The 12,934-nt window shown below is 50.9% G+C and carries 15 protein-coding genes and 3 pseudogenes; 12 read left to right on the forward strand and 6 right to left on the reverse strand.

All coding sequences use genetic code 11. The features are described from left to right. Positions 1–67 precede the first annotated feature (67 nt). The 5 genes from AXE86_RS10780 (at position 68) to AXE86_RS10800 (ending at position 4,414) form a co-directional block, all read left to right on the forward strand. Complete coding sequence (locus tag AXE86_RS10780; RefSeq protein WP_061946757.1) at positions 68–1,117, forward strand: oxidoreductase; 1,050 nt, start codon at positions 68–70, stop codon at positions 1,115–1,117. Positions 1,118–1,317: 200 nt separating this feature from the next. Beyond that, entirely contained in the window at positions 1,318–2,415 is a 1,098-nt protein-coding gene (locus tag AXE86_RS10785; protein ID WP_083501191.1) for a YifB family Mg chelatase-like AAA ATPase, read from the forward strand. Between the two features lie 113 nt (positions 2,416–2,528). Beyond that, positions 2,529–2,834 carry a nucleotidyltransferase family protein gene (locus tag AXE86_RS10790; protein WP_061946758.1) on the forward strand — a complete coding sequence of 102 codons (306 nt, stop codon included), beginning with the start codon at positions 2,529–2,531 and terminating at the stop codon, positions 2,832–2,834. Further along, positions 2,831–3,193: a HepT-like ribonuclease domain-containing protein gene (locus AXE86_RS10795; protein WP_061946759.1), complete on the forward strand. Its 363-nt coding sequence runs from the start codon at positions 2,831–2,833 to the stop codon at positions 3,191–3,193. The genes AXE86_RS10790 and AXE86_RS10795 overlap by 4 nt, the downstream gene beginning before the upstream one ends. A gap of 183 nt (positions 3,194–3,376) precedes the next feature. Beyond that, positions 3,377–4,414: an IS30 family transposase gene (locus AXE86_RS10800; RefSeq protein WP_061946760.1), complete on the forward strand. Its 1,038-nt coding sequence runs from the start codon at positions 3,377–3,379 to the stop codon at positions 4,412–4,414. Between the two features lie 193 nt (positions 4,415–4,607). On the opposite strand, the gene AXE86_RS10805 is transcribed toward AXE86_RS10800, so the two are convergent. Together AXE86_RS10805 and AXE86_RS10810 are read right to left on the reverse strand one after the other, a co-directional pair. After that, entirely contained in the window at positions 4,608–5,261 is a 654-nt protein-coding gene (locus tag AXE86_RS10805) for a potassium channel family protein (protein ID WP_061946761.1), read from the reverse strand. Positions 5,262–5,271: 10 nt separating this feature from the next. Beyond that, positions 5,272–6,594, reverse strand: a complete 1,323-nt coding sequence (locus AXE86_RS10810; RefSeq protein WP_061946762.1) for a TrkH family potassium uptake protein — start codon at positions 6,592–6,594, stop codon at positions 5,272–5,274. 180 nt (positions 6,595–6,774) lie between these two features. On the opposite strand from AXE86_RS10810, the gene AXE86_RS10815 reads away from it, so the two are divergent. After that, on the forward strand, positions 6,775–7,116 hold the full coding sequence (locus tag AXE86_RS10815) for a hypothetical protein (RefSeq protein ID WP_157064446.1): 342 nt from the start codon (positions 6,775–6,777) through the stop codon (positions 7,114–7,116). A 77-nt stretch (positions 7,117–7,193) separates the two neighbouring features. Here the strand turns inward: AXE86_RS10815 and AXE86_RS12820 are convergent, their stop codons facing one another. Next, positions 7,194–7,370, reverse strand: a complete 177-nt coding sequence (locus AXE86_RS12820; protein ID WP_157064447.1) for a hypothetical protein — start codon at positions 7,368–7,370, stop codon at positions 7,194–7,196. Between the two features lie 145 nt (positions 7,371–7,515). On the opposite strand from AXE86_RS12820, the gene AXE86_RS10820 reads away from it, so the two are divergent. Together AXE86_RS10820 and tnpA are read left to right on the forward strand one after the other, a co-directional pair. After that, positions 7,516–8,499, forward strand: a complete 984-nt coding sequence (locus AXE86_RS10820) for an IS5 family transposase (protein ID WP_061947016.1) — start codon at positions 7,516–7,518, stop codon at positions 8,497–8,499. A gap of 52 nt (positions 8,500–8,551) precedes the next feature. After that, positions 8,552–8,869: pseudogene (gene tnpA / locus AXE86_RS10825) on the forward strand (IS200/IS605 family transposase); the annotation flags it as partial. A gap of 132 nt (positions 8,870–9,001) precedes the next feature. Here the strand turns inward: tnpA and AXE86_RS12825 are convergent. After that, a complete protein-coding gene (locus AXE86_RS12825) occupies positions 9,002–9,142 on the reverse strand; it encodes a hypothetical protein (protein WP_157064448.1) in 141 nt (46 codons plus the stop codon). A gap of 194 nt (positions 9,143–9,336) precedes the next feature. Here AXE86_RS12825 and AXE86_RS10830 point away from each other — a divergent pair, with 194 nt between their 5' ends. From AXE86_RS10830 to AXE86_RS12940, 3 genes are all read left to right on the forward strand, one after another. Continuing rightward, on the forward strand, positions 9,337–10,047 hold the full coding sequence (locus AXE86_RS10830) for a PepSY domain-containing protein (RefSeq protein WP_061946764.1): 711 nt from the start codon (positions 9,337–9,339) through the stop codon (positions 10,045–10,047). 214 nt (positions 10,048–10,261) lie between these two features. Next, positions 10,262–10,864, forward strand: a complete 603-nt coding sequence (locus AXE86_RS10835) for a phosphatase PAP2 family protein (RefSeq protein WP_071884728.1) — start codon at positions 10,262–10,264, stop codon at positions 10,862–10,864. Between the two features lie 56 nt (positions 10,865–10,920). Beyond that, entirely contained in the window at positions 10,921–11,472 is a 552-nt protein-coding gene (locus AXE86_RS12940) for a class I SAM-dependent methyltransferase (protein ID WP_061947018.1), read from the forward strand. A 71-nt stretch (positions 11,473–11,543) separates the two neighbouring features. On the opposite strand, the gene AXE86_RS12945 is transcribed toward AXE86_RS12940, so the two are convergent. Further along, positions 11,544–11,726 (reverse strand): hypothetical protein, encoded by a 183-nt coding sequence (locus tag AXE86_RS12945; protein WP_061946766.1) that lies wholly within the window; start codon positions 11,724–11,726, stop codon positions 11,544–11,546. Positions 11,727–11,733: 7 nt separating this feature from the next. Beyond that, positions 11,734–11,993, reverse strand: a pseudogene (locus AXE86_RS13530) (biotin carboxylase N-terminal domain-containing protein); the annotation flags it as partial. Positions 11,994–12,466: 473 nt separating this feature from the next. Between AXE86_RS13530 and AXE86_RS13440 the strand changes: the two are divergent. After that, positions 12,467–12,616: pseudogene (locus tag AXE86_RS13440) on the forward strand (magnesium chelatase domain-containing protein); the annotation flags it as partial. Positions 12,617–12,934: the final 318 nt, after the last annotated feature.

Genomic DNA, 12,934 nt, shown 5'->3' on the forward strand with positions numbered 1-12,934 from the left:
TATTGAGTGGTATACAATGATTATAATGATGCTGACAAAAATAGCAAGATTTAGGAGGGAGTCATGTATGAGCAATATTTTTTCATCCTATCAGATCAAAAAAGTGATGTTCAAAAACAGAATCGTTATGGCGCCGATGGTACGGTTCGGGTTTCCTTGCAGTGACGGGATTATGGGAGATGTGCTTATCCGCGAATACCTTGAATATTGCGATCAAGAGATTGGGCTTCTCATCAGTCAGTCTCTGAGCATATCAGCATCAGACGATCCCATGGCGCGTTCTGCTGGAACATCCGGTGGAGCAGGAGCGTATTCAAAGCGACATATTCCATATCTGCAGCAGCTTGCAGATCGTTGTCATAGGTGCGGAAGCAGGTTCTTTGTACAGTTGGGCAAAGGTGGATATGATTTTTTGGCATTTGATTCCAAAGATGTCAACACGCTGACAATAGCAGATTTGGAGCGCATACGAGATGATTTTATAAATGCCGCATATATTTGTTTCTGTGCGGGAGCAGATGGTGTCGAACTACACGGCGCACACGGTTTTTTTCTGAATATGATGTCCTCTGCCGAGGCGAACCGACGCAGCGACAAATATGGAGGAGATCTGTATGGGCGGCTGACGCTTGCCCGGGAGATCGTGGGCGGTATTCAGAAATTCGCCGATGATCATTTCATCCTGTCCTATCGAATGGGCTGGACAAATTCACTGGAGGAGGATATTGCAGCAGCGCAGGCGTTCGAGGATATCGGCATCGAAATGCTGCATGTCTCGCACGGGATACCGCAGACACGGAGCTTCCATCTGCCTGCCGATTATGAATATAGCAGCATTGTCTACGCAGGTTCTTCGATCAAGCCGCACATACACATCCCCATCATCACCGTATGGGGGATTGACACGCTTGCACGAGGCAACGTTCTCGTGGAACATAATTCCTGTGATTTTGTCGCCTATGGCAGGGCGTTTCTTGCCGATCCATCATTTGTCGTGCGATCAATGGAGAATATGAATTATCGCCCCTGTCTTGGTTGTAAAACATGTCGATGGTTCACCGATGGCAGGAAATGTCCCGCACGCATTATGCGGAAAAAGAATCCTGCGCGAAGATGATCTTCAAGGCGCGGTTGGCGTTATATGATACGTTCAAATTTTTATGGCTGAGAGAGCCTGCTTGTTGAAGGATGCCTCTCAAACCAACAAACGAGAGATTCCAGTCGTCCTACCTAGCGTTTGGAATCTTTTTTATTGCAAAGAATCATTAGGCATCTTCCCCCTATCCTGTGTTATAATAAACGTGGGAGCGAAGACCGTTGTTTGCAAAGACCTATGGTGCGACGACCCTCGGGATTGACGGACGGATTATCGATGTTGAGGTGGATGTGTCACCGGGGCTGCCGGGCTTTGAGTTGGTCGGGCTTCCCGATACGTCGGTGAAGGAGTCGAAGGAGCGGGTACGGACGGCAATTCGCAACTCCGGCATTCAGTTGCGGCAGGAGCGGGTGACGGCGAATCTTGCACCTGCCGATGTGCGAAAGGACAGCTCGGGGCTTGATCTGCCGATAGCCGTTGGACTCCTTGCATCCTACGGTATGGTTCCCGAGGCGGCGGTGGAGGGCGCACTGTTCTCGGCGGAGCTTTCTCTCGATGGGAACTGCCGTCCGATCAGCGGGATTCTTCCGATGGCGATTACGGCGCGTGAGCGGGGACTTACGGAGTTTTACGTTGCACCGTCCAATGCAGACGAGGCACTCCTGATTGACGGGCTGAAGGTCTATGCGGTCGAGAATCTGGCACAGCTTGTGCGTCATTTGACAGGCACGGAGACGCTGACTCCCGCTGAGCCACACCCAACAGAGCAGAGAAAGGACGCTGCATTTACCGATGACTTTGCGGACGTGCAGGGACAGTATCAGGCGAAGCGTGCGCTTGAGATTGCAGCGGCAGGAGGGCATAATGTTCTGATGGTCGGTGTGCCGGGTTCGGGCAAGACGATGCTGGCGCGCCGCATGAGTTCGATTCTGCCGGAACTGACGAAGGAAGAAGCCATCGAGATCACGAAGATTTACAGCATCTCGGGCCTGCTGGGTAAAGATACGGGGCTTGTGGCCACGCGCCCCTTCCGCAGTCCGCATCATACGTCCTCGACGGTGGCGATGATCGGAGGCGGCAGCATCCCGCGTCCGGGAGAGGTGACACTTGCGCATCACGGCGTACTCTTTCTGGATGAGCTGCCGGAGTTCAGCAAGAAGACACTTGAGGTGCTGCGTGAGCCGATTGAGGATCGGCAGATTACCGTGTCGCGTGCGAATGCGACGCTGACCTTTCCCTCCAGTATCATTTTGGTAGCAGCGATGAACGAAGTAACGTCGATAACGATACAATGTAATGATGAACAAGATGCCGCCTAAATTTTAACATGAAGGAAGAGTACACTGACCGTAGTTCTTGCCAGCATCGTAGGCAATCAGAGGAAAAGCTGCGCGGTTATGTGATATAATGATATGAGTGAACAGGAGGGATTATGATGCAGAAGCCTGTATTTACAATGGAACATATTGTTGCGAAGGTAAAACCACTTGCTGATAAATACCATGTGAAAGAAATTTATTTGTTCGGCTCGTATGCGAGAGGTGAAGCAGACGAAAATAGTGATTTGGATTTTTTGGTTTACGGTGGAGAAAAGTTTAAGAGAACAATGATTTTTGCTCTGGCAGAGGATTTGCGAGAGACGCTAGAGAAAAAAGTAGATGTTTTTGAGATAGGTGAAGTCAATCCGGACAGTAATTTCTACAAAACAATTATGAAAGAAAAGGTTTTGGTGGCATGAAGTATTCCGATCGACAAAGAGTACAAAAGATCTATGACTATGCCGTTCGGTTGCAGGAATATATCCTAAAAAATAGCATTGAAAAAGAAGCACTGATGACACAGTTGCCGTTGCAGTGGCTTGTCACAACGCCGTTATATAATATGGGAGAGCATTGCCATAATTTATCTGCGGAGTATAAAGTCAAACACAGTGAAATTCCATGGGCGATGATTGCAGGATTGCGGCATCGTCTTGTGCATGATTATGATGGAACAAATTGGAGCATTTTATCAGAAGTCATTTTTGAAGAATTGCCAATCTTGATAGAGCAGCTAAAGTTGTGTTTGACGGAAAGTGAGCATGTGGATGATGTGTGAAGACTGTGAAGTTCATCGTGTGAATGTAGAGACTGTTTCGTGCCATGCACGTTGCTGCTTTACGTCCAAGCATCTAACAAGTTGTTGGTTCATTGTAAAATGAAATCGGACACATAAAAAAGTAGAACATACAGAATCAATCTGGTAAAATATCTTTGCACAAACACTACCAGGAGGTTCTGTATGTCCCACACTCATTCTACCACAAAACGCCGCACATTCAAGCACTTAAACGCCTATCAGCGCGGGCAGATCGAAGCGATGCTGCGTCTCGGTGTCCCCAAGGTGAAAATCGCCAAAGATCTTGGCATCGCCCGCTCCACCTTGTACGAGGAAATAAAGCGCGGCACGGTAGCGCAGAAGCGTTCCGATTGGACGTACTATGAGCAGTATTTTGCACAGTCCGGTCAAATGCGCTATGAGCGCAATCGTGAGAACTCCGGAAAACCGTCCAAATTTAATGCTGCACAGGACTTCATCCGGTATGTAGAAAACGCCATTCTCAAAGACAAACACTCTCCTGATGCAATCTGCGGGCGTGCCAAGCGTATGAATCTGTTCGAGGTGTCTGTCTGCACAAAGACCATCTACAACTACATTGCGATGGGGCTGCTCAAGGTCAAAAACATCGACCTGCGACAGAAGGTACGCCGTCGTAAGCGCAAAGAGAAAAAGAACCATGACGACGGCAGGACGCTCGGTGAGAGTATTGACCGCCGTGACCCTCTTGTTGATGAACGCTCCACCTTTGGAAATTGGGAACTTGACACCATCGTCGGGAAAAAGGGAACGGATCCTGTTCTGCTTGCCGCAGATGAACGTAAGAAGCGAAAGAGACACCTTATAAAGATTCGTGCAAAGACCGCAGAGGCAGTTGCCGAGGGGATTGCCAAACTAAGAGAGCTCTATGGGGCACAATTTTCACAGGTATTTCGTACGATCACCTGCGACAATGGGAGCGAGTTCGCTCGTCTGCAAGAAGCTGTTCCAGAGGCGAAGGTGTACTATGCTCATCCTTACGCACCTTGGGAACGTGGAACGAACGAGAAGCAGAATGCCCTCGTTCGGTATTTCATTCCGAAGGGCATGGATATGACGAACTTGAGCGAGGAAGAAGTGCAGCGCGTAGAGGATTGGATCAATTCACTGCCACGTAAAATTCTAGGTTATGAGACGCCACAAGAGCGCTTCGATGCCGCGCTAAAAAATCTTCACCCATAATTTTTGATTCTGTTATGCTCTACTGTCCGATTTGATATTGCAATTTAGGGATCTGTGCCGGTCAAGAATTTAGGCCGGATGAATCTTGGTGAGGATCTGCCCGAAGAATACAGGGGATGTCCCTGCTTTCATTTTTGACAGAGACCGGGGCGGGGGGATGAAATCGTCTTCCCGCCATATTTTATGGGAACGATCAGCCATTTCTTTGAAAGACATGAGCGACATCTTCCTGTCTGCCGGCGACGAGAACGGCGGCATCCGGCGCGAAGATCGTCTGGGCAGAGATATTGAGGTCGATGCTGTCGCCTGCTTTTATGCCGAGGATGTTCAGGTGATGCCGGCGGCGGATATCAAGCTCGATGATGCTTTTCCCTTCCCATGCTTTGGGTACGGGTACTTCGTAGATGGCGTATTCGTCGCTGAGCGGGAAGTAGTCGAGGATATGATTGGAACTGCAGCGGATGGCCGTCCAAAGCGCGAATTGGCGCTCCGGGTAGACGGTTTCGTCCGCGCCGTTCCGCAGCAGGAATTTTTCGTGAATGTCGCGCGAGGCGCGCGCTACGACATAGCGTGCGCCAAATTCTTTGAGAAGCGAGGTTGTTTCGAGGGAGCTTTGGAAGTCATCGCCGATGGCGACGATGCAGACATCAAAGTTGGGGATGTCGAGAGAGCGCAGAAAGTCGGCATTGGTGCTGTCGGCGATGAGTGCGTTCGTCACGAACGGCAGAATGCTGTTTACGCGGTCTTCGTCGTGGTCGACGGCGAGGATCGCGTGCTGCATGTCGTGCAGCTTTTCTGCAATGTAGCGGCCGAAGCGGCCAAGTCCGATGAGCAGAATGGATTTCATGATGTTCCTCCTATCCGATGGTGATTCGTTCTTCCGGGCTGCGGCCGGAGTCTTGTCTGCTGTGTGCATGGGCAGCAAAGATGACAGTGAGACCTCCGATGCGCCCGAAGAACATCAAAAGCATCATGACGTATTTGGAAAGCGGCCCCAGATCGTCGGTGACGCCGATGGAAAGGCCGACGGTTCCCAGCGCAGAAGCCGTCTCAAAAGCGCTGTCGATCAGGCGTATGCCGTCAATGAGGTTGAGCAGTACGCTGCCCGAAGCGAAAAGCAGGAGATACATCATGAGGATGGTGACGGCATGACGCTGTGTTTCGGAGGAAAGACGCCGCGAGAAGCAAGTCGGATCCTTCTTGAGGCGGAAGGTGGCGATCATGATGGCAAACAAGGTGAAAGCTGTTGTTGTCTTGATGCCGCCTGCGGTGGAGCCGGGCGAGCCGCCGATGAGCATCAAGGCGATGAGGGCGGCTCGTCCCGTTTCGCTGAAATCCTTGATGTCGATCGTGTTGTAGCCTGCGGTGCGGGTCGTAACGGATTGAAAGAAGGAGATCAGGAAGTGTTCGCTGAGGGACGTGCTGGGATCGAGTTCGAAGAAAAAGAAGAAAAGCCCCGGAATCAGGATGAGAGCTGCCGTCATCGTCAGGGCGATCTTGCTTTGCAGGGTGTAAGCATGGAAATTTCCGCGGTTCAGACGGATGTCCGCCCAGGTGGTGAAGCCAAGTCCGCCGGCGATGATGAGGAGCATGACCGTGACGTTTACGATAGGATCGCCGACGAAATCCATCAGGGAATTGCCGAAGAGATCGAAGCCTGCATTGCAGAAGGATGAGATGGAATGAAAGACCGCGAAGTAAATGCCGCGTAAAAGGCCGACTTTTTGGCAAAAGGAAGGGGCGAGAAAAAGGGCGCCGAGAAATTCAATGAAGAAAGTCAAGCGCAAAATGAAGTAGAGGAGCGGTACGATGCCGCCAAGCTGCGGAGCGGAGACAGCGTCTTTGGAAAGACTGCGCTGCATGAGACCGATGCGCTGCCCTGAAAGGGCGGCGAGAGAGACAGCGACGGTAATGACGCCGAAGCCGCCGACCTGAATCATGGCGAGGATGACGAGCTGACCGAAAAGCGTCCAGTATGCAGCGGTGTCGACAGTCGTAAGGCCCGTCACGCAGCTGGCAGAAACGGAGGTGAAGAGCGCATCGGAAAAGGAGGCGCCTTCGCCGTTTGCCGTGGCCCAAGGCAGCATCAAAAGCCCGGTGCCGCAGAGAATCAAACAGAGAAAACTTAAGATGATGATACGAAAGGGCGAGAGCCTTCGCAAACGTATAATAATGTTCATAAAACAGCCTCGATTTAAAATGGCAGCTTGCTTTGAGAACAAGCTTCTGCTACTGGTCGCTTTTCATTGTAACTTCCTTTTTGTGTTCGTGCAAGAAGCGATTTATGCCATAGGCATCGCCGTGTTTTGAGGGTGTCTTTCTTTTATGAGGATCTTGCCAAACAAGGGCGTGTCGCACCTTTGTTATTCGTGCTTTTTGCCGCAGACGACAGCGGCGGAAGGGAAAAATGCATCCGTGAGAACGCCCGCATTGCACAGAATCAGGAGGAGTATCAGAAGCACTACGAGGCGCTTGTGGCGAGATATGATGCTGCCAAGGCTCGGTTTGACAAGGTGACGGAGGCTATTTCTGCCAAGGAAGCACAGTCGGAGCAGTTGGCGGGATTTATCAAGCGGCTCAAAGCACAGACCGAGCCTGTGGCAGATTTCGATGAGTGGCTCTGGGCGAGCATGGTAGAGTGCGTGACCGTAGGTAAGGGTATGACGGTGGTGTTTCGGGATGGGACAGGAGTGAGAGTGTAAGGATCTCAAACTTCGCACATCAAAAACACTTGTCAAGGCTTGAAAACCATAGCTTTTCGGCTGGAAAAACATCCTCGTCATGCACATTTTCGCAGCTTTTGTGACAGCAGCGACGGCAGATCGGACAGGAAAATCTCCAGCTGCTCCTGTATCTTCCCCTCATCACACATCGGCTGCTCCTGAAGCTGCTTGGCAAAGAGAGACACCAGAAGCCGCAGAGCCTGTGCAATACAGACATTAGGAAGCTCATCCACAGACAGATAGAACAGCTCCCCTATGCTTCGGTCATCCTTAGGGAAACACTGATAAATTCTTTTGTTGCTTGTTTTATCTCCGAAAGATTACAATAAGAGGAAGAAGCAATGCAATGAGGGAGAGAAACAAAATGGTGCAACAAACATTTATGGACTGGAGTACGCAAACCGCAAGAGAACAACACGGCGTGAAGCCTTTTTGCAAGCCATGGAATCCATCATCCCATGGAAAGAATGGATGGAACTCATCGCGCCGTTCTACATCCAAAAAGAGCGCGGCAGAAAACTGATTCCACTGGAAACGATGCTGCGCATGTACCTCATGCAGAACTGGTTCGGTCTTTCCGACGAGGGCATCGAAGATGCCATTTACGACAGCTATGCCATGAAGCACTTTCTGAAGATTGACTTTTCCACAGAACAGACCCCCGATGCCACGACACTTCTGCATTTTCGTCACCTGCTCGAAAAGCACGACATCGCCCGCAAGATTTTCGATGATGTGAAACAACGCCTAGACGCGTCTGGGCTCATCCTGCGCGGAGGTACGATTGTAGACGCAACGATCATCCATGCACCGAGTTCGACCAAGAACGCGACAAAGTCCCGCGATCCTGAGATGCACTCCACGAAGAAAGGGAATCAGTGGTACTTCGGTATGAAGATCCATTCTGGTGCGGATGCCGGAACAGGCTATGTCCATACGATTACCGCAACAGCTGCCAACGTGCACGACATCGCGAAGGCTCATGAACTGGTTCGCGAAGATGACCATACGGTCTATGGAGATTCCGGCTATCTCGGTGTGGAAAAGCGCACGGAAATAGGGGAGACCCCCGACCTTTCAGGTGTGGAGTACCGCATTGCCCAAAGACCCTCGCAGAACCGCATGACAAAAGCATACAAAGGAACGAATTGGGAAAGGCAGATCGAGCACGCGAAAGCCTCGGTTCGCAGCAAGGTGGAGCATTCTTTTCTCATCGTGAAGCGTCTGTTCCAAGCGGGCAGGACGCGGTATCGCGGACTTAGGAAGAATCTTCTGCAATACTATCTGCTCTTTGCGTCGGCAAATCTCGTGATGTGTCTGCGGGCGGGAAGGCAGAGAGAATTTTGCATGACAACGGGATAAGTGTACCCATTTTCCCGATGAAACGGGAGATTCGGGAAGAAAAGGGAGAAATAGGGGTGTAGAGATTTTGGAAGGACACTTGATGGTCGACCATGTGCACATGTTGGTAAGTATTCCGCCGAAACTTAGTGTATCACAATTTATGGGATATCTCAAAGGGAAAAGTGCGTTAATGATATTTGACAAACACGCCAATTTGAAATACAAATTTGGCAATCGGCACTTTTGGGCAGAAGGATATTACGTGAGTACAGTTGGGTTAAATGAAGCAACCATTCGCAAGTATATCCAAGAGCAAGAAAGTCATGATATCGCGATGGATAAGTTAAGTGTGAAGGAATACGAAGACCCATTTAAGGATAGTAAGTAGTACGAACGCCCTTTTAAGGGCGGTGACGAGTCAAGAGCAATCTGGCTTGAACGTAGTGAAAGCCAGCGCCTTTAGACGCTGGCTGGTAACTGCCCCTTATAGGGGCGAGCAAACCACCCGTTTGACGGGTGGTCATGATTGGAGTGTGCCGGTATGGCGCAGGCCGCCGTGCAGTGCCGCACCGATGGCGATGAGTACCGCAATCGGAATGACGACCATCAGCACATTGGCTGCCTGCAGTTTTGTCTTGAGCGACAAGTCGCGCAGACGCATGAGTGCACCTCACTTTTCATAAGAAATAGTCCTTGCCATTATAATCGAAATGCGACGAAAAATCTCAGCACACGGGAGAATTTCAAAAAAAGTTATTTTTGTGTTTACACTTTGTTTAACATTTCCCCGTATGATGTACCCATCAGCAATGATAAAGACAATTTGAACGCCGGAAGGCAGAGGAGGAACACATCATGGAAATGCAGAATCTCAAGGATCAGGTCACGAAGGTATTCACCCCCACGCGCCTCAAAAAGGCGGCAGCACTTGCCGTACTCGTCTGGATCGTCTCGGCAGGCGGCGCGTACTACCACCACGGCCAGGCGGAAGCACGCTCGGTCGCCGAAAAGCAGGCACGCGTAGAGATGATTGCCGTGCAGGCAGAGCAGCGCGGTATCGTGCTCCTCGATGAGGCAAAGGTACGGTCGATTGCGGTGGAGGCGATCGAGAGGTCCGAGTCGGAGCTGAACTTCCGCTCCATCTATCTGACGGAGAAGGATCACGACAAGGACGGAAAGCATGACAAAAGGCATCGTGACGGCAAACACGGCGACAAACATGATGCCCGGCGCGATGGGAAGCATGATGAACAGCACTATGACAGAGAGCACCGTGACGGACGCTCTATGCATGACCGTGACGAACATCCCGGCATGATGCCGCAGCCGCCTGCACAGGCGGCAGATGCCGGAAACGATCAGCCCGCACCGATGGCAGACGGCACTGCGAGTGCGCCCGCAGCACTTACCGTGAATGCCGAGCCGCAGGACGTATCTCATCCGATGTTCCATCCCGCCTACAAGGTGAAGTGCAACGCAGGCAACATCGAGTATAAATTCCGTATTGACGCTGTGACCGGAACGGTACTTTCGAGCAAGGTGGATGTAGACGACGATCTCTTTTGATGGTAAAACACGGATAAAATGAAGTCTGCCGGATTGGCGTAGATTTTTCGTCCGAACAAGGCGGAAAACTGGACGCAGAGTGGTGCTCTGTGGAGGATTTTCCGCCGAAGTGCGGGCAAAAAAGATGCGTCAAGATGATAGTACTGAATCTATCAGTGTTTCCTTAAATATAGGAGGTTATACTAAGCGGATCAAAAAAAGAGGCGCATGCAAAATGGATTATTTGGTGTTGGCGGACAGAACGGTGAGCTTCTGGGTGCAGGCACATGTGGTGTCGCAGACATTATCGCCCCTGATGGTCGGCCTTTCCAAGGTGGGAGCTATGGGGACGGTCTGGATCCTTATCGGTACTGTGCTGCTGATGAAAAAGCGCTGGCGGCGTCTTGGCATTGCCGTTTTTATCGGGCTCCTCTTCAGCCTGCTCGTCGGCAACGGCATATTGAAGCATCTTGTCATGCGCGCCCGTCCCTGCATTGACTTCCCATGGATGCCTTTGCTCATCCAGGCTCCGACGGATTTTTCCTTTCCATCGGGGCACACGTTCGGCTCGTTTGTGGCAGCTACTGCCATCTTTTGCGACGTGTCCCATCGCTGGGGTGTCGCTGTACTCGGGCTTGCAGCAGGAATCGGCCTTTCACGCATTTATCTCTTTGTCCATTATCCGAGCGATGTGCTGGCGGGAGCACTCCTCAACATCGTCTTTGGCACTTTGGCATGGCGTATCTCGGGCAAGGTCTTCGCCTCTTTTCCGCCCTCCTGGCGCGTTGAACATCGGCTCGCAGAAATTCCTGTGTCTGTTGAGGAGCCTCGCTCATGAAACCGTATCGCAAGGGACGCCGATTCATTCGTATAAAAGTGAAGGGAGCAAGAATCATGTTGGCAGAACGCAGTATCTTTTTGAAAAAGTTCATTGCTCGTCCAATGCAGATCGGCAGTGTCACGCCGAGTACGAAGTACCTCGCAGAAACAATGATGAAGAGGCTGGATTGGGAAAATGTGAAGCAGGTCGTAGAGCTGGGTGCCGGGACAGACGTTTTTACATCATATATCGAGGTGCATAAGCGTCCGGACTGCCGCGCGCTCATTATCGAGCAGGACAAGCTGCTGCGCGAGGATCTGATGGAGCGCTTCCCTCGTATGGAATTTGGCGCACAGGCGGAAAATCTTCCTTTCCTCATGCAGAAGTTCGGCATGAGGAAGGCAGATTGCATTATCTCTGGACTTCCCTTCGCTGTGCTCGGCAAAGAGCTCAGTAAAAAGATTCTCTATGGCGTGTGCGAGTCGCTGAAAGAGCGTGGTGAGTTCGTCGCGTTTCAGTATTCGCTGCAAATCTATCCGCTGCTTCATCAGATTTTTCGTGAGGTGCGACTCGGATTCGAGGTGCGCAATTTTCCGCCCGCATTCGTCTATCATTGCAGGCTGTGAGATTAGGGTGATGGACTGAACAACAAAAAGCCGCCGGGAAAATTCGGCGGCTTTTTGTGTGTGGAAAGGCTTCATGCGTAATACATGCTCGCGTTGATGGAGGCGGCGAGGTCGAGTTTGTCCTTGAGCTTGAGCTTTTTCGGCTCGTTCTCGTAGTAGGTGATGCGGCACTCGATGGCGTGACCGCGGCTCTTGATGTTCTTCTGCATGAGCCCGAGGGGATCGCCGTCGGCGATTTGGATCTGGCGGCGCACGATGTCGATCGGAGAGGAAGCCGTAGCCCGGATGGATGGCTTCGGACTTCGTTTTGATCGCCGCCTCAAGAACGGCTTCTTTGTAGGGGTAGCTTTCTGCGGCGTCGGCGGGACCGACGCGGTAGGTGAGGTCGTCAAACTGGACGTGCAGGGCGTTCTTGTCGGCGTCCGAGTAGATGGCGACGGCTTCGATGCCGAGCCCTGGCAGGCACAGGTGACGCGGACGGCGATTTCGCCGCGGTTGGCGATGAGGATTCTCTTGGACATAGGTGCAGCCTCCTTTTGCATAGTGAATAGGACCTCAGAACGATAACTTTCATTTATTGACGATAGCTTGTATTTATCGTAATGAATTTATTTTAGGGAAACACTGATAAAGGAAGAACTGATAAATTCAGCTTGTTTCCCTTTGGGGATCCTTTTCGCTTGCTCTTCGCACCAATCCTCCGCATAATCCTTGGTTCGTATAGCGCAGGATCTCGCAACTTTGGCAGAATGCCTTAAAACACTGATTCATGAAAATACAAGAGTGGCACAGGACAGACAGCATATCTGAAACAGGAAAATGATGTAAATTTCCACGAATGAGCCGCTCACCCGTATGGATGGGCAGCTTTCTATATATGTCGATCGCATTATCAATTGTTTGGAATCTCGTTTCTTTTGCAAAGAATCATTAGGTAATCTGCCTCATTCTGTGTTATAATTTTCTTATATTTGAAACGTGGGAAGGAAGGCCGTTGTTTGCAAAGACCTATGGTGCGACGCCCCTTGTGATAGACGGACGGATTATCGACGTTGAGGTGGGTGTGTCGCCCGGGCTGCCGGGGTTCGAAGTGGCATGGCTTCCCGATACGTTGGTGAAGGAGTCGAAGGAGCGGGGGCGCACTTATGCAACTGTTGTGAATGTTCATGAGTAATTGAGCCGCTTGGTTTAATCTGATAATTCAGTAAAGCAAAGTGGCGCACTTTCATAATCATCTGTCTCAAATTTTCGTTAGCATTTACACAGCTGTGGCGGGCGCAGGTGACGGTGAATCTCGCATAACATCATTACTAGATCGATATCCAGCTGTCCATGATCAAGTTTTAGATTCTCGTGTCCAGCTTTTGTTGCCAGGGGGGTGCACAATCACGACGTAGGGGGGTGCAAATGCACCCCCCTTTTGCTATGCCGAGGAGCCTTGATTTATGCGGCTTTTCGACAG

Source organism: Selenomonas sp. oral taxon 136, assembly GCF_001554015.1.
GTDB lineage: Bacteria > Bacillota > Negativicutes > Selenomonadales > Selenomonadaceae > Centipeda > Centipeda felix.

Bases quoted from the DNA above. Each gene is read 5' to 3' on its own strand.
- AXE86_RS10780 (WP_061946757.1), top strand. From the start codon at position 68: ATGAGCAATATTTTTTCATCCTATCAGATCAAAAAAGTGATGTTCAAA.
- AXE86_RS10790 (WP_061946758.1), top strand. From the start codon at position 2,529: ATGATGCAGAAGCCTGTATTTACAATGGAACATATTGTTGCGAAGGTA.
- AXE86_RS10795 (WP_061946759.1), top strand. From the start codon at position 2,831: ATGAAGTATTCCGATCGACAAAGAGTACAAAAGATCTATGACTATGCC.
- AXE86_RS10800 (WP_061946760.1), top strand. From the start codon at position 3,377: ATGTCCCACACTCATTCTACCACAAAACGCCGCACATTCAAGCACTTA.
- AXE86_RS10805 (WP_061946761.1), bottom strand. From the start codon at position 5,261: ATGAAATCCATTCTGCTCATCGGACTTGGCCGCTTCGGCCGCTACATT.
- AXE86_RS10810 (WP_061946762.1), bottom strand. From the start codon at position 6,594: ATGAACATTATTATACGTTTGCGAAGGCTCTCGCCCTTTCGTATCATC.
- AXE86_RS12825 (WP_157064448.1), bottom strand. From the start codon at position 9,142: ATGCGTCTGCGCGACTTGTCGCTCAAGACAAAACTGCAGGCAGCCAAT.
- AXE86_RS10830 (WP_061946764.1), top strand. From the start codon at position 9,337: ATGGAAATGCAGAATCTCAAGGATCAGGTCACGAAGGTATTCACCCCC.
- AXE86_RS10835 (WP_071884728.1), top strand. From the start codon at position 10,262: ATGGATTATTTGGTGTTGGCGGACAGAACGGTGAGCTTCTGGGTGCAG.
- AXE86_RS12940 (WP_061947018.1), top strand. From the start codon at position 10,921: ATGTTGGCAGAACGCAGTATCTTTTTGAAAAAGTTCATTGCTCGTCCA.